The organism is Collinsella sp. BA40, from assembly GCF_008014645.1.
Taxonomy (GTDB): domain Bacteria; phylum Actinomycetota; class Coriobacteriia; order Coriobacteriales; family Coriobacteriaceae; genus Collinsella.
The window spans coordinates 151,734-172,848 of the sequence record NZ_VOWY01000007.1; the positions used below are offsets into that span (position 1 = coordinate 151,734).

The 21,115-nt window shown below is 50.7% G+C and carries 17 protein-coding genes; 16 read left to right on the top strand and 1 reads right to left on the bottom strand.

What is annotated here, in order from left to right:
- Positions 1-284: 284 nt before the first annotated feature.
- The 15 genes from loaP to wecB (E4J93_RS03255) are packed head-to-tail and all read left to right on the top strand — an operon-like array spanning position 285 to position 16,638.
- A complete protein-coding gene (gene loaP / locus E4J93_RS03185) occupies positions 285-854 on the top strand; it encodes an antiterminator LoaP (RefSeq protein WP_255431892.1) in 570 nt (189 codons plus the stop codon).
- Positions 827-1,666 (top strand): sugar transferase, encoded by an 840-nt coding sequence (locus tag E4J93_RS03190; RefSeq protein WP_222705681.1) that lies wholly within the window; start codon positions 827-829, stop codon positions 1,664-1,666. Before loaP ends, E4J93_RS03190 begins: the two co-directional genes overlap by 28 nt.
- Entirely contained in the window at positions 1,663-2,871 is a 1,209-nt protein-coding gene (locus E4J93_RS03195) for a glycosyltransferase family 4 protein (RefSeq protein WP_147588032.1), read from the top strand. Before E4J93_RS03190 ends, E4J93_RS03195 begins: the two co-directional genes overlap by 4 nt.
- 5 nt (positions 2,872-2,876) lie before the next feature.
- The gene (locus E4J93_RS03200) at positions 2,877-3,926 is read left to right on the top strand and encodes a polysaccharide biosynthesis protein (protein ID WP_147588033.1); all 1,050 of its coding nucleotides are present in this window, start codon (positions 2,877-2,879) and stop codon (positions 3,924-3,926) included.
- Positions 3,926-5,143, top strand: a complete 1,218-nt coding sequence (locus tag E4J93_RS03205) for an NAD-dependent epimerase/dehydratase family protein (protein ID WP_147588034.1) — start codon at positions 3,926-3,928, stop codon at positions 5,141-5,143. Before E4J93_RS03200 ends, E4J93_RS03205 begins: the two co-directional genes overlap by 1 nt.
- Positions 5,144-5,202: 59 nt before the next feature.
- Entirely contained in the window at positions 5,203-6,249 is a 1,047-nt protein-coding gene (locus E4J93_RS03210) for a glycosyltransferase (protein WP_222705682.1), read from the top strand.
- Positions 6,249-7,460, top strand: coding sequence for a glycosyltransferase family 4 protein (locus E4J93_RS03215; RefSeq protein ID WP_147588036.1), 1,212 nt, complete (start codon positions 6,249-6,251; stop codon positions 7,458-7,460). The genes E4J93_RS03210 and E4J93_RS03215 overlap by 1 nt, the downstream gene beginning before the upstream one ends.
- A complete protein-coding gene (locus E4J93_RS03220) occupies positions 7,453-8,670 on the top strand; it encodes a nucleotide sugar dehydrogenase (protein WP_147588037.1) in 1,218 nt (405 codons plus the stop codon). Before E4J93_RS03215 ends, E4J93_RS03220 begins: the two co-directional genes overlap by 8 nt.
- A gap of 47 nt (positions 8,671-8,717) precedes the next feature.
- Positions 8,718-9,815 (top strand): non-hydrolyzing UDP-N-acetylglucosamine 2-epimerase, encoded by a 1,098-nt coding sequence (gene wecB, locus E4J93_RS03225; RefSeq protein WP_147588038.1) that lies wholly within the window; start codon positions 8,718-8,720, stop codon positions 9,813-9,815.
- Entirely contained in the window at positions 9,815-10,954 is a 1,140-nt protein-coding gene (locus E4J93_RS03230; protein WP_222705683.1) for a glycosyltransferase, read from the top strand. The genes wecB (E4J93_RS03225) and E4J93_RS03230 overlap by 1 nt, the downstream gene beginning before the upstream one ends.
- Positions 10,929-12,185, top strand: a complete 1,257-nt coding sequence (locus E4J93_RS03235) for a glycosyltransferase (RefSeq protein ID WP_222705684.1) — start codon at positions 10,929-10,931, stop codon at positions 12,183-12,185. Before E4J93_RS03230 ends, E4J93_RS03235 begins: the two co-directional genes overlap by 26 nt.
- Positions 12,169-13,362, top strand: coding sequence for an O-antigen ligase (locus E4J93_RS03240; RefSeq protein ID WP_147588041.1), 1,194 nt, complete (start codon positions 12,169-12,171; stop codon positions 13,360-13,362). The genes E4J93_RS03235 and E4J93_RS03240 overlap by 17 nt, the downstream gene beginning before the upstream one ends.
- A gap of 4 nt (positions 13,363-13,366) precedes the next feature.
- Positions 13,367-14,830, top strand: coding sequence for an oligosaccharide flippase family protein (locus E4J93_RS03245; RefSeq protein WP_147588042.1), 1,464 nt, complete (start codon positions 13,367-13,369; stop codon positions 14,828-14,830).
- Between the two features lie 15 nt (positions 14,831-14,845).
- On the top strand, positions 14,846-15,427 hold the full coding sequence (locus E4J93_RS08270) for a DapH/DapD/GlmU-related protein (protein WP_147588043.1): 582 nt from the start codon (positions 14,846-14,848) through the stop codon (positions 15,425-15,427).
- A 38-nt stretch (positions 15,428-15,465) separates the two neighbouring features.
- On the top strand, positions 15,466-16,638 hold the full coding sequence (gene wecB, locus E4J93_RS03255; RefSeq protein ID WP_147588044.1) for a non-hydrolyzing UDP-N-acetylglucosamine 2-epimerase: 1,173 nt from the start codon (positions 15,466-15,468) through the stop codon (positions 16,636-16,638).
- A gap of 380 nt (positions 16,639-17,018) precedes the next feature.
- Here wecB (E4J93_RS03255) and E4J93_RS03260 read toward each other — a convergent pair whose 3' ends face one another.
- On the bottom strand, positions 17,019-18,122 hold the full coding sequence (locus E4J93_RS03260) for an IS110 family transposase (RefSeq protein ID WP_147588045.1): 1,104 nt from the start codon (positions 18,120-18,122) through the stop codon (positions 17,019-17,021).
- A 995-nt stretch (positions 18,123-19,117) separates the two neighbouring features.
- Between E4J93_RS03260 and E4J93_RS03265 the strand changes: the two genes are divergently transcribed.
- Positions 19,118-21,076 (top strand): hypothetical protein, encoded by a 1,959-nt coding sequence (locus E4J93_RS03265; RefSeq protein ID WP_147588046.1) that lies wholly within the window; start codon positions 19,118-19,120, stop codon positions 21,074-21,076.
- Positions 21,077-21,115 lie beyond the last annotated feature (39 nt).

Genomic DNA, 21,115 nt, shown 5'->3' on the forward strand with positions numbered 1-21,115 from the left:
GCGATGGTAACGATCGGCTAACACATATCTTGCGCGGAAGGGGCGGTGCCTGGTGTGGGTCCCGGAAGCGACGAGAGTTCTATATGCCAACGCCTTGCCGTTTCCGGCGTGGGCGAAGCCATGCCACGACGAAGGGGCGCTTGCGTTTGATTGTGCACTGGGGCGTGCGGCCGCGGGCGGGGACCCAAGCGGCTAGCTTCAATGCTTTGTGGTGAAACCGGAGATTGTTAGGCACTGGGTCTGGTTCGTTGAGCACTATAGCGAGAACAGAGATGGAGCATCTCATGGTAATCGATAAGCGGTCGAGCACCGGCAACGAGTGGTACGTGATACAGGTGCCTGCCGGCAAGGAAGTGGCGCTCTGCGAAACGATTCGCCGTGCGGTGGGCCCCGATGTGCTGCGTGAGTGCTTCACGCCGCGCTTCGCTACGGAGCGCAAGGTACGGGGTGCTTGGGAGCAGGCTGAATCGCTGCTGCTGCCGGGCTATATCATCGCGGTCACGCGCGAGCCCGTGGCGCTTTACGAGCGTCTGCGCGAGGTACGGGAGTTCACCAAGCTACTGCGTATGGGCGGCTCGTTTTGCCCGCTTGCAGAGGATGATCGCGCCTGGATGGCGATGTTTACCAACGAGGGCGACCGCGTGATACCCATGAGCATGGGCGTTATGGAAGGGGATCGCGTAGTGGTGTTCCGTGGCCCGCTCAAGGGCCGCGAGGCGTGCATCGTAAGCGTTAACCGGCGCAAGAGCCTGGCATTTATAGAACTGGATATGTGCGGTCGACGCGTTACAACTCGCATTGGACTGGGAATTGTGAGGAAAAGCCAATGCCAGGGGGAAGCCAAGACAACGTAGCCGTGTTCGAAAGCGGGCGGCAGGTGCCGACGAAGCGCGAATCCGGTGTATCGATGGATGCTCCTACGGGCGTCGCAACGGATTTGAGTCCGCGTGAACGCCGTGCAGTGGCATCCGGTTCGATTGAACACAAGCGCAACCTTCAAGAGAATGGGATTCCTGCTGACGTTCTTGAGGCGTTGCTACCGGGAGACGACATCATCGATCTGGAAGAGCCAGTTGTTGCGGGCGGCATGGTGTATCGCTTTACAAAGCGAGCGTTCGATTTTCTTTCATGCGGTGCTGCCCTCGTGGTGCTGTCGCCGGTGATGCTCTATTGCGCGGCGCGCATTAAGCGCGAGAGCCCTGGCCCGGTCATCTATGCCCAGCGCCGCGTGGGCAAGGGAGGCCGCGTTTTTTCCATTTATAAGTTCCGTAGCATGTACACGGATGCAGAAGCTCGTGGCGCCCAGTGGGCGCAGGGCGACGATCCGCGCGTAACGCCGTTCGGCAAGTTTATGCGCAAAACGCGACTTGATGAAATTCCGCAGTTCTGGAACGTTGTGAAGGGCGACATGAGCCTCATTGGCCCGCGCCCCGAACGTCCGGGATTCTGCGATGAGTTTGAAAAGCGCATCCATGGCTGGCATTACCGCACCCTGGTGCGTCCTGGCATCTCGGGGTTGGCTCAGGTGACTGGCGGCTATGATTTGCTGCCGAAGGAGAAGGTTAAGTTCGATCTTCGCTACATCGAAACGCGCAGCATACATCAGGATATCGTGCTTATGCTGAAGACGCTCGGCGTTGTGAGCACTGGAGAAGGGGCACGATGAAGATTTTAGTTTCGTGCCAACATTATTGGCCAGAACCTTTTAACACATCGGATGTGTGCGAGGAGTTGGTGAGGCGCGGGCATGAGGTTGCTGTAATTACCGGTATGCCAAACACGGGCATGGCGGGAAATGATATCCCGTCCGAGTACCGGGGGAGGCGACGGTTCGAAGAGGAACGCAACGGGGTCCGGATCATTCGCGTGCCATTGCATCCTCGTAAAACCGGAGCTGTGCATAGGGTGCTTAATTATCTTTCGTTTTGGCATAATGGAAACAAGGCGGCACGTTCCCTGCATGAAGAATTCGATGTCGTTTTGGGATATCAGTTCTCGCCGGTTATGCAGGTTGATCCTGGTATCACCTATGCGAAGAAGCATGGCATCAAGAATCTCTTGTACTCCTTCGATCTGTGGCCTGCCAGCTTGTTGGCGGGAGGATTTACGGAAGATTCCTTGCCTTTTAAGTGGATGCGATCCGTGTCGAAGCGGATTTACTGCGATGCCGATCGTCTGGCGGTTACGTCCCCATTGTTTGATGAGTATTTTCGCGACGAATTAGGATTAGATATTCCCGATAGCGCGTATCTTCCGCAATATGCAGATTCGGCTTTTCTTAATGCAGCCGAACCTGTTTCCGAGGGCTTTGAGTCGGGGAAGGTTCATCTTACTTTTGCGGGCAATATCGGGCGAGCGCAGTCGGTGGAGACGATTGTTGAAGCCGCGGCGTTGATGCCAAAGGAATCGAAAGTCGTGTTTCACATCGTTGGATCAGGTTCGTCACTTGAAGGCTGCGAGGCCAGGGCGGATGAACTGGGGCTCGACAATATTGTCTTTCATGGACGAAAACCTGTGGAGGAAATGCCAAGTTATTATGCGGCATCGGATGCCATGCTTGTCACTTTCGCCGACAGCCCAATGGCTACGTATACGCTTCCCAGAAAGGTGACAACCTATCTTGCAGCGGGGAAGCCGGTCCTGGCGGCGCTTTCGGGTGAAACGAAGCGTGTCTTGGATCGAGCGGGCTGCGGCATGGCCTGCAATATTGAGGATCCAGATGGTCTGGCCCGTATATGCTGCGAGTTTGAACGCGCCGAAAACAAAGCAGAAATGGGTTCTGCTGCTCGCACATACTATATGGAAAACTATACGCAGCAACAATTCTTCTGCAGACTAGAAGATTTGTTGCTGGAATTGACTAAGGGGTAATTGATATGTCTTCATTCGCTGGCAAGACGCTCATGATCACGGGTGGCACGGGTAGCTTCGGCAACACCGTGCTCAAGCACTTCGTCAACACCGACTTTGAGGAGGTTCGCATCTTCTCGCGCGATGAGAAGAAGCAGGACGACATGCGTCATCGCCTGCAGCAGCGTAGTCCCGAGCTCGCTTCCAAGGTTCGCTTCTTCATCGGTGATGTGCGCGATGCCCAGTCCGTTCGCGATGCGATGCACGGTGTGAATTACATCTTCCACGCTGCAGCTCTCAAGCAGGTGCCCTCTTGTGAGTTCTTCCCCATGGAGGCCGTCCGCACCAACGTCATCGGCACCGATAACGTGCTGCATGCCGCCATCGCCGAGGGCGTGGAGAAGGTCGTTTGTCTCTCCACCGACAAGGCTGCGTATCCCATTAACGCCATGGGCAAGTCTAAGGCTATGATGGAATCTATCATCTATGCCAATGCGCGCAATGGTGCTGGTCGTACCACTATCTGCTGCACGCGTTACGGCAACGTGATGTGCTCCCGTGGTTCCGTTATCCCGCTGTTCATCGACCGCATTCGCAAGGGCGAGCCGCTCACGGTAACCGACCCCAATATGACTCGCTTCCTTATGAACCTCGACGAGGCCGTAGACCTTGTTCAGTTCGCTTTCGAACACGCGAACCCCGGTGATCTCTTCGTACAGAAGGCGCCTGCTTCGACCATTGGCGATCTTGCTGAGGCTGTTCAGGAAGTCTTCGGGCACGTGGGCACCAAGGTGATTGGCACCCGTCATGGCGAGAAGCTGTACGAGACGCTCATGACCTGCGAGGAGCGCCTGCGTGCTGAGGACATGGGCAACTACTACCGCGTTGCCTGCGACTCGCGCGACCTTAACTATGACAGCTTCTTCGTTGAGGGTGATGTGAAGACTCAGGCGGACGAGGCCTACACCTCCCATAACACCGAGCGTCTCGATATCGCCGGCACCGTCGAGAAGATCAAGACTGCTGAGTACGTGCAGCTGGCGCTCGAGGGCCGCGAGCACGAGGCGGTTCAGTAATGCGCGTTCTGGTTACTGGTGCTAAGGGGTTCGTCGGCCGTAACCTTTGCGAGGCGCTGAAGGCAATTCGCGATGGTAAGGACCGTCGGGAGCGCTTTCAAGCTCTGCTTCCGCTTGAGGTCATGGAGTGCGACATTGAGACCACGGCAGATGAGCTGGATGGAATGTGCGCTAAGGCGGACTTTGTGTTTAACCTTGCCGGCGTGAACAGGCCACAGGATCCTGCTGAGTTCATGGCCGGCAACTTTGGATTCGCGAGCGATCTTCTTGCTGCGTTGGAGCGTCACGGCAATGTTTGCCCTGTCATGCTGTCGAGCTCTGCGCAGGCGAGCCTGGTTGGACGCTACGCTGGCTCTGCGTACGGTGAGTCTAAACTGGCGGGGGAGGGTCTCTTCCGCGAGTACTCCGAGCGCACGGGCGCCCCAGTGCTGATCTACCGTTTCCCCAACTTGTACGGAAAGTGGTGCCGTCCGCGCTACAACTCAGCGGTCGCTACGTTTTGCGATGCCATCGCCAACGGTGGCGAGTACACGGTAAACGATCCTTCGGTTGAGCTGGAACTTCTTTACATCGATGATCTGGTCGCCGAGATGCTGTCTGCTCTGCTGGGCGAGGAGTATCGTTGCGGTTATGATGGGCTGGCTGAAATCGATGGCAATGATTTCTGTGCATGTCTTCCCACTGACCATGTAACGCTGGGCGAGATCGTCTCGCTGCTCGAATCGTTCAAGGCAAGCCGTGATGACCTCATGGTTCCGAATCTTGATGGCGGCTCTTTCTCCAAGAAGCTTTGGAGCACGTTCGAAAGCTATTATGCCGAGGGTTCTCGTTCGTATCCGTTGAAGGCTAACTGCGATGATCGTGGGTCCTTTACCGAGTTCCTTCGCACATCCGAGCGCGGTCAGGTCTCCATCAATGTCTCTAAGCCTGGTATCACCAAGGGCAACCATTGGCATCACTCCAAGTGGGAGCGTTTCCTGGTGGTTTCCGGTGAGGCGTCAATTCGTTTGCGCCGTGTCGGCTTCGATGCCGACGGTAAGCCGTTCCCGGTGGATGAGTATCGCGTGAGCGGTGATGACCCGGTGGTTGTTGAGATGGCACCCGGAACCACGCACTGCATCGAGAACCTTTCTGATACCAAGGACCTTGTAACCGTTATGTGGGCTAATGAGCTGTTTGATTCGCAGAGTCCTGATACGTATTTTGAGGAAGTGTAGCCTTGACAGTATATGTGCACATCAACAGCGTTTCACATGGGTCGACTGGTGGAATCATGATGAAGGAACATCGCGAGCTGCTCGATGCGGGACATGAATCATTTGTTTTTTGGGGGCGCGGGCGATTGCCAGAAACCCAAAATGAGATGAAGTTCTGTACTGATAACGAGGTTAAGTTTGATGCGTTGCAGACGCGGCTTGATGGCAAGGCGGGATTCCATAGTCATGTAGCAACCAAGAGACTGCTGAAACGGTTGGACGCAATTAGGCCGGATGTTGTGCATCTACATAATCTTCATGGTTATTATTTGAATATAGAGATGCTATTCAATTGGCTCGCTGTGAATGAGTGCCAAGTTGAATGGACTTTACACGATTGCTGGGCATTCACTGGACATTGTGCATATTTTAGTTACGCAGACTGCTCTCAATGGAAAACACAATGTGCTTCTTCAAATCGATGTCCTCAACTCTCCTCTTATCCTAAAACGGTTTCGAAAAAGTCTTGTACGTGGAATTTTGTATGGAAAAAACGGATATTTAACTTATTGCCTGCTGAGCGCTTGAAGCTGATAGCGCCATCGCATTGGCTTGCAGGCTTAGTTGCTGACAGTTTTCTATCCAAGTATCCAGTAGAGGTACGCCATAACACAATCGATAAGAGCGTGTTTAAGCCAACGCCTAGTGATTTTCGCGAACGCTATGGGATTGATGACAGGTTCATGGTTCTTGGAGTTGCAAGTCCTTGGAATGATCGAAAGGGGCTTGGTGATTTTTTGGAACTTGCAAAGAATATAGATCCTGCTCGAAGTGTCGTTGTTCTTGTTGGATTGAGTAAGAAGCAGATTGAGGAGCTTCCTAAAGGAATAATTGGAGTAGCACGCACGGATTCACCCAAGGAACTTGCTGCCATCTACACTGCAGCTGATATATTTTTTAATCCGACAAAAGAAGACAACTATCCCACAGTAAATCTTGAGGCAGAGGCTTGCGGCACGCCTGTTTTAACTTATGACGTCGGCGGTTGTGCCGAGACAATTGCCGCCAAAGGCTCACGTTGCATCAAAGATTGGCGTTATCTTTTGAAAGGCGAAGGTGGCGACTAATGAGAATTGTAGAGATTGAAGATTTCTTTCACCCTGACGCTGGCTATCAGGTAAATGTCCTCTCCAAGGTTCTTGTCGAGCACGGCCATGAGGTCATAATTGTGGCCGCCGAGAACATGGATATCTTCCCGACTTCCCTTACCGGCTTCTTTGGGATTGAGAACATCAAGGAGAGGGACGCTTGGTATGAAACGACATTCAACGTAAAGATAGTTCGTGTTAAAGCGCGCGGATACTACAGCGGGCGGACATTCTATACGTCAGAGATTTACTCGTTAGTTGACTCGCTTCATCCTGATCTCCTGTTCATTCACGGGAATGATACATTGATTGGCATGAGCTATACGCAACGGGCTTCCAAGCTTTCATTTCCGATAATACTTGATAGTCATATGCTTTCGATTGCCTCCCACAATCGCCTCTCTACCGTGTTTAAAAAAGTCTACTCACATTTTATTGCGCCCATTATTAATAGGCAGCGACTCAATGTAATACGTGTCCAGGATGATCCTTACGTTATTTCAGAGCTTGGAATCGATGAGGAGCTTGCCCCTTATCTTGGTTTTGGTACTGATAAGGGGTTGTTCCATCCAGACGACGAAAGAAAGAAGATGCTAAGGAGGGAACTTGGTATCTCCCAGGAAGATACGGTTATCCTCTATGCGGGTAAACTCGATGAGTCAAAGGGGGGCATGCTCCTGGCGCGTGCGATCGAGCGATCTTTTGGAACGGATTCCTTAACTATCGTGATCGCTGGAAACACTTCTGGGGAAAAGGCCGATGAGCTGGAGTCAGCGTTCTCTTCAAGCGAGAATAGAATCATTCGTTTGCCGACTCATAAATATCCCGAGCTACCCGATCTGTACCAAATGGCTGATCTTGCTTTATATCCTGCTCAATGTAGCTTGAGCTTCTATGATGTTCAGGCTTCGGGCCTGCCGGTCGTGGTTGACGACAGCACTGCTGTTAACATCAACAGGGTTTCTAGTGGAAACGGGATAGTATTTCAGGCTGGTTCTGCTTCCTCGTTGCATGGTGCCATTGCAAGTTACCTCTCGATGGAAAGTGATGAAAAAAATGAAATGAAAGATCGTTCTCTTGCCTATATTGGAGAACGTTTTTCCTATGACAACGTAGCAAGGCGCTATGAAGAGGTCTTTCGTATAGTTGTTAATAATTTTAATCTCAAGAAAGGAATCACTAATGGTTAACGTTATTGGACTTGGTTACATTGGTTTGCCTACCGCCCTTATGATGGCTTCTCATGGAGTAGAGGTAGTTGGTACGGATTACAACTCGAGCCTTGTTGCAACTCTTAATGATGGAAAAACAACCTTTAAAGAGGATGGCTTGGACGAGCTTTTTGTCGAGGCGCTAAAGGCGGGTATCAAATTCTCGACTGAGTATCAGATTTGTGACACCTATATTGTTTCGGTGCCTACGCCTTATGACAAGCTCGATAAAAAGATCGATCCCTGCTACGTTGTATCAGCGTGCAAGACCGTGCTTGAAATTGCCCCCGAGGGCGCTGTGCTGGTCGTCGAGTCGACCGTGTCTCCCAACACCATTGATCGGTTCGTGCGACCCCTTCTTGTTGATGCTGGACGATCTGATATCAAGTTGGTTCACGCGCCTGAGCGCATTATCCCGGGCAACATGGTTTACGAGCTCTTGCATAATAACCGCACTATCGGAGCGGATGATCCGGAGGTGGGGCAAGCGGTTGCTCAGATTTACGCTAGCTTCTGTCAAGGTGAGATTAGCGTTACCGATATCCGAACTGCGGAAATGACTAAGGTCGTCGAGAACACGTTCCGCGCTGTTAACATTGCTTTTTCAAATGAGCTTGCCAAAATCTGTCGCATCGGTGGAATGGATGTGGCTGAGGTAATCCGCATCGCGAATAAACATCCCCGAGTGAATATCCTCAATCCCGGTCCAGGCGTTGGAGGCCACTGTATTCCAGTCGATCCTTGGTTTCTGGTTGGTGACTACCCTGAAACGGCCAACTTCATTCGTCTCGCTTTGCAAACCAATGCTTCAATGCCTGAGTATGTAATGCACCGGACTTACGAGGTGATGGTCGAACATGGCATAACTGACGTTTCGAAGGTGGGTATTTACGGACTCACCTACAAGGAGAATGTTGATGACGTGCGCGAGTCTCCGACGTTGCAGATGATCGAGTCCATGTCGCAGCACCTTTGCAGTGGTTCTATGAAGATCTACGACCCTTGGGTTGAGTGGGATGAGGTCCCTGGCCAGGTTCACTCGATTGAGGAGTTTTTGAAAGATATTGAGGTAGTAATTGTTATGGTCGGGCATTCTCAGATCAAGAACAATCCATCTATCTTTGGTGACCGTATCCTAATTGATCCGTGCAATGTTTGTGGTGACGGCGAGAAGGTATACAAGTTGTAACCCCATTCGGTATGGACTGCTTTCTTTGATATAGAGGAATTGCTCGCATGATGAAAGTAATGCTTGTATTTGGGACGCGTCCGGAAGCGATTAAGATGTGTCCGCTTGTGAACGAGTTGAAGACGCGCTTGGAAGAATTCAAGACTGTCGTAACTGTGACTGGACAGCATCGTGAGATGTTGGACCAGGTGTTGCGCGTCTTTGGTGTGATTCCTGACTATGATCTCTCGATTATGAGGCCGGGGCAGACGCTCTTCGATGTGACCTGCGATGTTTTATTGAAGCTCAAGACTGTTCTTGAGAATGAGATGCCCGATGTTGTGCTTGTTCATGGTGACACTTCGACAAGCTTCGCAGCCGCATTGGCCTGCTTCTATATGCAGATTCCCGTAGGACATGTTGAAGCGGGTTTGCGTACGCATGATATCTATAGTCCCTGGCCGGAGGAATTTAATCGTCAAGCTGTTGATATCGTTAGTGAGTATTATTTTGCTCCTACGGAAGCTAGCAAACAAAACTTGCTTAAAGAAGGTAAGCCTGGTTCAAAGATTTGGGTCACAGGCAATACCGGTATCGATGCGCTTGGTACAACTGTGCGAGAAGGATACTCTCACGCAGAGCTCGATTGGGCCGAAGGGTCTCGATTGATTCTTGTTACAGCGCATCGTCGAGAGAACTTGGGTGAGCCAATGCACCGCATGTTCCGTGCCATTCGTCGCGTAATGGAAGAGCATCCCGACACAAAGGCGATTTATCCAATACATATGAATCCGATTGTTCGTGATGCCGCGCACAAGGAGCTTGATGGCTTTGATAGGCTTCACATTATTGAACCGCTCGAGGTACTTGATTTCCATAACTTTATGGCTGCAAGTCATCTTATACTTACTGACTCTGGTGGTATTCAAGAAGAAGCGCCGAGCCTCGGTAAGCCCGTTCTCGTCATGCGCGATACTACCGAGCGCCCCGAAGGTGTAGCAGCTGGTACCTTGAAGCTTGTGGGGACCGATGAAGCGGATATCTACCGTGAGTTTAATAGGCTTCTCTCTGATGAGATTGAGTATGAAGCCATGAGCCATGCTTCGAATCCCTACGGTGATGGCCATGCGAGCGAACGCATTGCGAATGCGCTTGGGGGTAAATGATGGCGCTTCGAGTCCTTCATGTCATCGACAATTTAGGTCAAGGAGGGGTTCAAAGGTATCTCTTCGGTTATCTAAGTCATATGGATCGAAAGAAAGTCATCTTTGATTTCGTGGTGCAAACCGAGAACGTGGGCAGCCTTGAAGAGGAGGTCTGCAGCCTTGGCTCTAAGGTATATCACCTTCCCTCATCCATTAATGAAAGAGAAGCTTTTAGGAAGCGCTTTGATAGCATTATCCATGAAGGCGGTTATACGATAGTCGAAGCCCATCAAAACCATCGCTGCCTTTATCCGCTTCTTCTCGCTAAGCGCGCAGGGGTTCCGGTACGAATCGCACATTCGCATAGCTCATATCCGGCTTCATCAATTATCAAAGCTGCGTACCGTTTCTATTTCAAAACTAGAATACCTTGGGTGGCAACTGAGCTTTGGGGTTGTAGCGATTGTGCCAACAGGTGGCTGTACGGAAACAGGTCCTTGAAAAAAGCCGTGATTGTACCTAACGCGATAGATGCGAAACGTTTTTTATTCAATGAAGAGAATCGCCATGCCGTTCGTTCTGAATATAAGATCGAAGGCCCGTGTATAGGACATGTTGGAGCCGGGGGCGCGGCGAAAAATTACCCGTTCATTCTTGACCTTTTTAAAGAAATTGCAGAGCGTGATGCTTCAGCGAGGTTACTTCTGGTCGGGTGCTCTGCGAGCTCTCAAAATGGTGCGCTCGGTGATGAGGCTACTAAACGGGGGGTTATAGATAAAGTGATCTTTACCGGCCCGGTCTCAGATCCCGAGAAGTATCTGAGCGCTATGGATGCATTTGTGTTGCCCTCTCTATTTGAAGGTTTTCCCATCGCCCTTCTTGAAGCACAGGCTAACGGTTTGAACCCCATAACCGCCGCTGGTGTGGTTACCGCTGAGGTTAATGTATCGGGCCGGGTCCGTTATATCCCAAATGGGACCATAAATATTCATGAGTGGGTTGATGCTGTAATGGCTCAAGTTCGTGTGCCAAGGGCCTTAATGGATAATTCAGTTCTGAATAGTGGCTACGACATTGTTGGAGCATCGAATGCCCTTCAAGAACGATATCTAAAGCTAGGAGGTTTGACTGGGCGTGAGAAAGCATCTAATAATACTTAACTATCAGCGCGAGATCCCTCCGTTTATGCTATCGCAGATAAAGTATGCCGCGCAGCAATACGGGGATGTATTCTATGTCACTCGGGATTTAGTTAATGACAACTCCAAGGCGTGTGATGTCAAGAATCTTACCGTTGTGCAGGCCGGTTGTGCACGGAGGGGCATGGGCGGTATTCAGGCGGCTGGCGGCGCGCTTTTGCATGGTGGCGCTAGATGTTTCTTGAGCGCTTTGCATAAGCAGCGCATCAATCCTACTTTTATTAGGACCCAACTCAAGTACGAGGCCGGGTCATATCTGTTATACCGTGCCGCTTTGCCATTAATCTCCCGATTGGGCCAGGATAACTGCACGGTCTTGTCCGCATGGTTTATGTCGGAGGCGTATGCAGCGTATTTGTTGAAACGCCGTTTTCCAGGCATACAAACCGTTTCCTTTGCTCACTCTTTTGAAGTCCAGAAGTTCAGAGATTCAGATTTGGATCTTCGACATATCATTGAGCGCCATTCCGGCATTGATAAAATACTCTTTATTTCACGAACGGTGCTCGAGCAGTATAAAAATGAATATATGCTGCCGCTTGGTCTTTCTACGGCAAACACTGGTGTCTATTATCTGGGATCTGAGCCTAATCAAAGAGAAGAAAAAGGCTATTCGAAAGATGGTGTCTTTAGGTTAGTTTCTTGTTCGGGAATCTCACAGGTGAAAAGGCTGAATCTCTTAATAGAAGCTTTAAGTGAAATCGACAATGTTCATGCTGGCAGGTTGAGTTGGACACATATAGGTTCGGGTCCAGATGAGGACGAGATTAAACAATTCGCTCAATCACGACTTCAACATTTGGATTTTCACTTCGTTGGCTATATGCCGAATAAATTGGTGCATCGCTATTACGAGGAACACCCTTGTGATCTATTTATTAACGTTAGCTCCATGGAGGGGCTCCCTGTTTCGTTGATGGAGAGTATCAGCTATGGAATTCCGGCAATCGCTACAAATGTTGGGGGTACTGGAGAAGTGGTGATTGACGGATTGACCGGTTTGCTGCTTCCGCCGAATCCGACTCCGGAGGAGGTTCGGAATGCGCTGGTGCGTTTTATGGATATGCCCCTTTCTGAGCGAAAGCTGTTTGCTAGTAATTGCAAACGAATCTGGTCCGAGCGATTTAACGCTTCAAAGAACGCATCCAGCCTTTATGGATTCCTAAGGACTAGCAATGTGCCCGAAGATTAATGCGTGGAGCTCCTTCCCTAAAAGTTGCCCAAATACTGGGCTTGGAGTATTCGAGACCTTTCTGTGCTCCTCCCTCTTCTTTATTGCGCCTTTTGAGGCGTATCTCGTGTCGACAATTGGCGGAGTTGTAAAGTACGTTCTCTTGTTTGCCATATTGCTTATCTTGTATAAAGATATCTACACGAAGAGAGCCACCCGCCTTGATTGGTGGATTTCTTTTTTCGTTGTATGGCTTGCCTATAAGATTGTCACCATATTTTGGACGAGTGACTTATCGATTCCGCTATTGCATTTTGCTTCTCAGCTTGGCATGGTCGGCTTTCTTTTTGTATTGACTTCTATGGATATAGGTGAACGTCAGCGCAACTCGGTTCTTAACGGATATTTTTGGGGCTCCGTTGCGTTTTGCTTGCTCTCGCTGGTTTTCATGAAGCCTTCTGGCGTGTATACCCAACGCTTTGTCCTTACCTTATTCGGGGTTCAAGTTGATCCGAATAATGCTGCGGCGTCAGCCTTGCCTGCGTTTGCTTTGGGCTTGTATCTATGTACACGCGAACAGCGGACCTTGCCAAAAGCCTTATATGGGTTCCTTGGGGTTCTTGCGGTCTATATTGTTTTTATGACCGGTTCCCGCGGCGGCATGCTTGCAATTGCCGCCTCCGCTGTCGTCCTGCTGTTGTTCTCGATGCATTTGAAGCTCTATCAAAAAGTTGTCGTCGCCATGCTTCTGCTTGGTGGCTGCATTTTGGTATTAGGGTTTCTTCCTCAGGATACTTATGCACGCTTGTTTCAAATCGACTATACCGATGGTAGCGGCAGGACGGAATTATGGGGTATAGTCTGGAAAGCGTTTCTGGCTAATCCAATCTTCGGGGTTGGATGGGGGGCAGCCACAAAGCTAACTGGAGGCATGGCGACCCATAATACATTTTTATCGATGCTCTGTGAGCAGGGCGTATTCGGTACTTTTTTCTTTGTGGCGCCGCTCGTATATGCTGTGCTAGCTTCTCTTCGTAAGAAGCAAGTCCTCCCGATTCTCCTTCTGGTTGGGGCCATTGTTCCTGCGTTGACAATTGACGCAATTAATAAACGGTTTTTATGGTATGGCATTACGCTTGCGCTCGTCTTCTTAAGGGGAGCGGAAAACTGTCAAAATCATCTAGAGTGCGAGGAGTGATACATTGCTGAGTCTTAAAGGTAAGGCCTCTGGCGCAGCGGTTGACTCTTTAATCTTGTCTTTTGTTAAGATTGTGACTACCGTTTCCGGCGTCGTGTGCACGATGATTCTGTCGAGAAGCTTAAGCCTTGCAGAGTACGGAACTTATTCGCAGGGTAACCTTGTTGTTTCGCTTGCTGCTTCTATGACAGTTTTAGGCTTGACTGATGCTAGTAATTATTTCTTCAATAGAGCACAGTACGGGAAGCGATTTATTTCAAATATTCTTTATATCGAAGTTGCGATAGGCGTGCTTGCTGCTGCTGCAATTGTCGTATTCAGGGAACAGATCGGCGTGTATTTCGGAAATGATGCCGTTGTTGGCCTTGCTTTGTTCTTGGCGTTTCGTCCTTTTCTTTCAAATGTGCTTGCGACTCTTCAAGTTGTCATCATCTCCCTCGGTAAGAGCAAGATGCTGGCGGTAAGAAATTTGGTTGTCTCTGTTGTAAAGATCATCGTTGTCTGCTTTGTTGGCTTTGTCTACAAAAGCCTTCCTGTTATTTTCTTCGCATATTTATTAATCGATGGAATTAATGTCATTTGGTTTTTGGCGATATACATTCGAGATGTCGGTTGGCCGCAGTTTGGAGATTTCGATATTCAGTCGATTAAGGCGATCCTGCGCTTTAGTCTCCCTTTGGCTGTTTCCGTTTTTGTTTCGGCCTATTCTAGACAAATGGCCAATTTGATAGTTGGCGCACTTAAATCTACTGAGGAGTACGCAATATTTGCTAATTGCTCTGCTCAATTACCCCTAGATTTTATTTCCGCATCGTTTATGACTGTGTTGATGCCTATTTTGACGAGGAATATTGCAAATAGGGACCTTGAGAGTGCCAGAGACGTGTATTCCGACTATCTGCAGATTGGTTATTTGTTGGTTTGGCCGCTTGCGGCTTGCTTGATCGCTCTATCTCCCGAGTGCGTTTCACTTCTCTACGGGGAGAAATACATTTCTGGAGTGCCAATCTTTTCAGTATATTTGCTTACCTATGCGACGACATTCTTTTCTTCAACGCTCGTTCTCACTGCCGGAGGTAAGACGCGCACTGTTATGGGTATTGCCGTTTTATCTCTTGTGGCAAATGGACTGTTTTGCTTTATCGCTTGTCAATTATTCGGAATCATTGGCGTGGCAATCGCTTCAGTCACAGTTAACATTGCAACAGCGATTGGTATTTTATCGATGAGCTGCCGATTCCTGGGTGGAGGATTGCTTCGCATAGTCACTGCGAATAAAATGATCGGTTACATTGGCCTTCTTTTTATAATTTCAGGTCCAATTATTTGTCTCAGATGGGTGCTTGTCGCTATCGGAGTTCCGACTATCTTTATCGTATGCCTGGCTTCCGCTGCATATCTCGGCACGTTTTATTACTTGAAAAGAAAAGAGTTGCGTTCGTTGTTGCTCCGTATCAACAAGCTGTAATGGAGGTGGGGGAGTATGCGATTTCTATCTTCGATTAGATTGATTCCAGTTCGACTTAAAGCACAATATAAGAAAAAGCAGTTTTTGCAAAACGCAACCTGCGGTCAGAACCTCAGTGTATCTTCAGCAGCAGGCTGCGATTCGTTCGATCGACAATCCATTGTGATTGGGGATGGATGCGAGATCGGGGCCTATCTTTCAGCTAAATGCGGAGCCCGGATTTCTATAGGTAATCGAACGACTATCCGTAGTGGTCTTATTGGCGCAGCAGTTTCGATAGTTATTGGTAATGACGTTATAATCAGCAATAATGTTCACATTTACGATAACAATAATCATCCAACAGATCCCGAGCAGCGCCTAGAGATGACCCAATCGGGTAGCTTTTACGGCCCTTTGTGGGCATGGGGCAAGTCTTCAAGGGCGCCGGTTGTTATTGAAGATAACGTTTGGATAGGCGAGCGATCAACGATACTTAAGGGCGTTACAATCGGACGAGGATCTATTATCGGTTGCGATTCTGTGGTTACGAAAAGCATCCCACCTTATAGCGTGGCTTGCGGAAATCCTGCAAAAGTTGTTAAGTGTTTAAAATAAGTTGCACATATAGCTTAAGCCGCTTTGAAAGGAATGAAATGACTGAAACGGGAAAGTTCAAGCATGATGGTCGTTTACGTCTCCTCATCATCGTTGGCACTCGTCCGGAGGTCATCCGGCTTTCTGAAGTTATTAAGAAGTGCCGCAAACACTTCGATTGCATCCTTGCCCATACGGGTCAGAACTACGATTACACGCTCAACGGTATTTTCTTCCGTGATCTTGAGCTTGATGACCCCGATGTGTATCTGGATGCCGTGGGAGATGGTCTTGGCGAGACCATGGGCAACATCATCGCGCGCTCGTACGACCTTATGAGAGAAATCGAGCCCGAGGCCTTGCTCGTGCTTGGCGACACGAATTCGTGTCTTTCTGCTATTGCCGCCAAACGCCTCCATATTCCGATCTTTCATATGGAGGCCGGCAATCGTTGTAAGGATGAGTGCCTGCCCGAGGAAACTAATCGACGAATCGTTGACGTCATCTCGGATGTCAACCTTGCCTATTCTGAGCACGCTCGCCGCTATCTGAAGGATACCGGCTTGCCTCCCGAGCGCACATATGTGACTGGCTCTCCCATGGCTGAGGTTTTGCGTGCTAATATCGATAATATTGAAGCTTCCGACATCCATGTCCGTCTTGGTCTCGAGCCTAAGAAGTACATGCTGCTCTCTGCGCACCGCGAGGAGAACATCGATACGCCTGAGAACTTCGAGAGTCTTTTCGGTGCGATCAATAAGCTTGCTGAGATCTATCAGATGCCGATTCTCTATAGCTGTCATCCGCGCAGCCGTAAGCGCCTTGAGGAGACGGGTTTTGAGCTTCATCCGCTCGTTCGCATGCACGAGCCTATGGGCTTCCATGATTACAACTGCCTTCAGTCCAATGCTTTCTGCGTAGTCTCTGATTCAGGTACGCTTCCTGAGGAGAGTTCGTTCTTTGCTTCCGTTGGTAAGCCGTTCCCGGCTGTGTGCATCCGTACGTCCACGGAGCGTCCCGAGGCTCTTGATAAGGCTTGCTTTACGCTTGCTGGCATAGACGAGCGCGGTCTGGTCAATGCGGTTCGTACGGCGGTCGCCCTCGACGAAGAGGGCTCTTTGCCGCAGGCTCCCGTACCCGATTATGCCGACGAGAATGTTTCCACTAAGGTCGTAAAGATCATTCAGTCTTACACCGGCATCGTAGACAAGATGGTCTGGCGTAAGCGTTAAGGAAGATCTGCTTAGCGCGTCTATATACTTTGTAAAAGGCCCGTTGCATCTGCACGGGTCTTTTTTCTAATATGAGTTGAACATTGTCAAGTGCCAAAAAGACCCTGCCCTCCGCGGAGCTACCGCGGACGGCAGGGTCCATCTATCTTCACCCGGTGGCCGCGCCGCTTGAGGGCGTGTCTGCTCGACGCACGTTCGGCACTCTAATATCCGCGGGTCGGAACCGCATTTCGTTGCTACGGCTGGGGGCCTCCGCTCGGTCGCAGTCTTGTGGCGGGCGTGGCGGTCTCCCGCCGCCCAAAAAAAAGATCTGGAACGGCCTCCCAACGGCCTCGAGCGCGGCGCGCCCCCGGGGTCGGACTCCTATGGTGCCGCGGGCGCTACCGGACCATGAGCGCTATCGCCCAGACCCAGCAGGCCATCTCGCGGGCCGTCGCGCAGTTCGCCACGCACGGCCTCTTGCCCGACCGGGACATGGCGTCTCGCCTGTCCTGCAGGCGGCGGTTGCACTTCGCGGCGTGCCTCGACACGGCCGGCGCGACCCCGTGGCCCGGCCTCGGCTTCTTGGGGCGCCTCGTCGACATCGGGACGTGCCAGGAGGCCTCGACCAGCGCGCGCCGGACGTGGCCGTTGCCGGCGCGGGTGATCCCGCCGCGCGACTCCGTCTCGCCGCTCGAGCGCTCCGAGGGGGCCAGGCCGCACCACGAGGCGAACGACGGCGCGGTCGGGAACCTCGAGAAGTCGCCGGCCTCGGCGGCGAGCAGGAAGGCGCTCGCGACGTCGATGCCCTTGACCAGGCAGAGCGCATCGACGACCGGCGCCCACTCGGGCCGCGCGGCGGCCTCCTCCACCTTGCGCTCGAGCTCCCTCTTGGCCTCGGCGCAGCGCTCCACGGCGTCCATGTAGTGCTCGTAGGCGGCCGCGTCGTCGGCCTCGCCGAACTCGATCGACCTCGCCCACCTCCAGTACGCCTCGGTCCAGTTCGACCTGCGGCGCCCGGCAGGCGTCGTCTCGTCGAACACCAGGCCGTGCCTGAGCAGGAACTTGGACATGCGCTGCTTGGCGCGCTGCAGGTCGTCCCGCGCGTCCTCGAGCGCGCGGGAGAGGTCCCGGGCGGCCTCGGTGCGGTCGTCGGGCACCCACGCCTCGACGACGTTGCGGCAGGCGAGGAGCCTTGCCAGCCACTCGGCGTCGCGCCGGTCGTTCTTGCGGCCCCGGTCGGCCGCGGGCCGGTGCATCTTGGAGACGGCGCCCACGGCGCAGTCGACGCCGAGCGCCCTCAGGGCGCGGCAGAGGTGGAAGCCGGTCGGCCCGCTCTCGTACACCGCCTTGGGCGACTCGAACCCCAGGACCCACTCGGCGACCGACGCCGGGTCGTAGCCGAACCCGGCCCGGGTCACCTCGCCGGCCATGGGGTCGAAGGCGCATGCGGAGATGCTCCTTGCGCGGACGTCGAGACCGATGGCTGTGACATAATCGAACATGGCGGGCCCCTCTCCGTCGCATGTGGCGCGCGGCCACGGTTGGTGGTACGACCATTGTCGCCCGACCCACGATAGAGCTACAAGGGGAGGGGCTCCCAATGTTCAACTCATATCGTCTTGCGCCTGCCCGGATGATTTCGTCGGTGTAAACGGCCAGCTCAAGAAATGCGCATTGCTTATTGCAATGCTGTGCGCGTTCGGGCGTGAGGTTGATAATTTCGATTGTGTGTCGGAACGTCTTGGACGCTATCTTCGTAATGTCATTGATATCTCTAAGCTCCAACGTGAAATCGGCTGGTAGTCCATGTACGCCGACTATGGATATTGGCTTGGCGACTACGATTGATTGGTGCTGCGACTATAAGCTTTCGTGGCATGGAGTACGGGAAAGACTGGAAGGGGGCGGGGCTTTGTTCGCGCGTTATTTGGCTGCGCATTGAACATGGTGCCGTGCAGCCCCTTCGGGGGGTTATTGTTCAATCACGGGCGGGATCATTAGATTCCATCGACGACGGCTGTTTGGCGTGCCAAATGGCCCCCCGCATCTCTTTGCCCGCTGCTCTGGAGGCTTCACGGCTATACAGGCGTGCGTTCGATTTGAGCGGTGACGCATTGTGGTGCTTGAGCAATGTTGTTTCATGTCTACATCAGTTCACATGGTAGCTTGTTTCCTTTCGGGAATGATCGATGAATTACACCAACTATATGAGCGGTATCGGCTAGTTAGCTTCTAAAAAATGAGCTTGTTGAGGATTGCTGAGGTTCAACATTCATGTGTAAGCACCTTGTTGATCCGTGCTCCAAGCTTTATGAAAGAATATTGACTGCTTGTGGGAATGGACCCCGTCTTGTCCCGAAAGAAATGGGTACGCATGCATTGTTGCGTGAGTGCGCTAAACGGTTGTCAAACGATAGTTGGGAGTATTTGCTCAATAAATTTATGTAGTTGCGGGTTGCGAGCCTGAATTATAGGCAAATTATTTCGGGGGTGTTTGATGGATCGTTTAACGATTAAAGAAATAGACGATGCAATAGTTCACTTGGATTTTAGCTCTGTATCTTGCAAAGATAGTTCTAGAAGCGTTATTGTGTGGGCTCCAAATGGTACTGGGAAAAGCTCTATTGTTAGGGCACTGAGAGAGATTGGTTCGCGGAGCATCCAGATTGCTGACTGCGAGGAAAATAAGCTCGAGTTCGTAAAAATGAACAAGAAGCTATCGATAGCCCTTAATCTCAACCGTCTCGCCGATTTGGAGAATGATAAGAATGTGGCGGCCAGCAGCATTAATGCTAAGAAGAGACTAAAAGATCTCGGAATCACTTCTAAGGCTATAGTCTCGCAAGTATTTCCTGGTCAAGCATGGAGTCCGTCGGCTAACGAGGATATCATTCCTAAGTTCAGGAAGGATGCCGCCATTGCTTTATCAGAGAGGCTCTCGGTTAAAGATTTACGGTTTTACGCTCATCACAGGAAAGAGCTCATCGAGATCAGAAGCCTAAAAGATGCTGCTGGGCAACTGAAAGATCGATTTATCTCTGACGCAATTGACCTTCTTTCAAAGGGGGTGGCTGAAGATGATAGAATTTGCCCCATTTGTCATGCTCGGTTGGAGACTACATTGAAGGAGGTTTTACGTCAGCGAAAGAACGAGCTATCTAAAATGGAGAGCGGGCTTCTTGTAGAGTACGGCCGGCAGCGTCCTGATCTTTCTGCAGACCAAGTGGCGACACAATTAGAAGAAATGACTATGGTTGGAGCCACAGATGAGGAGCTGGTCAGTCTTTGTCTTCTTGAAAGTATACAAGATGCGGATAAAACAGACGAATACGTGCGGGTGTACTGCAAAGCCAATGAAGAGATTAATAGGCTTCGGCGAGAAGCTGATGATTATTATGCAAATCTTCGTGACTCAGTGGAGAGTGTTGAGCGGGTATTCAAGGGAGTGTTTTCCGCTGAATCTGTCGAGTTGAACGAAGATGAGAAGAGTCTGGAAATAGTTTTGCCTCGTCCTGTAAATGAATACAGTTCAGGTGAGATTAATCTAATGCTTACAACAGTACGTATACATGCATTTCTTGCAAGCGATAAATCGACGCTTGTGTTTGATGATCCTTTGTCAAGCTTGGATAAGGCAAACCAATACAATACGATGTTTCAGTTTGTTCGTGCAGCAAGGGAAAGGGAAAGACAATTAGTCATTTTCACCCATAATATGGACTGCATTTCTATTGCTAATAATCAGGCGCCTGGCTCTTTTGACTACTTCGTCATGGAACGTCTAGGTAAAAAAATGGTTATAAATTCGATTCCAATTGACTTTTTCTCTAAGTCTGCCGTTGATTCTGCTTTTCTGGATGGCGCTTATGCTGATGGCTCTTTGTGTGCAGGCTCTATTGTTACCTATGCGAAAGCCAGAATTAAAGAGCAAGGTTCTGCGGAGCAAATTACGGATGAAGGCTACGTTATTGACTACGTTGTCAATTCAGCCGAAAGGGAATCACGGGAATCCGATGCCCATTCCTTGCACGAGGTGTATCACTACAGGTTTTCACACACTGACCTAGACACCGGTTTAAGTAACGATACCCTCGTAAAAGATATTGATGAATTTGAGTATTTGTTTTTAGATCAAGAAGATTTCATAACTAGGTCGGTGCAAAAAATCTATTTATTGACAGCTTTGAGGGTCTGGATAGAAAAGGAGATTTATAGATATTGTCCAGAGCTCGACAAGTCGAACCCCTTGCCAATTGGGAGATTAATCAGGGAAGCCATGAAGCAGTGGAAGGGTCCGAAAACGGTGACGAGGGAATACTTGAATTCGCTAAAGGTCATGCTAAACCATAACGCGCATTACGGTGCGCAGGCTGCCCCATTTGATTATGCAGTCAACCTTTCATCCGATGAATTATGCAGAAAGATACTTGAGGTTAAGGCTGTTTTCGGACAATAGAGAAATTGGAGATCGTCCTACCTTCTACTTTATATTGGT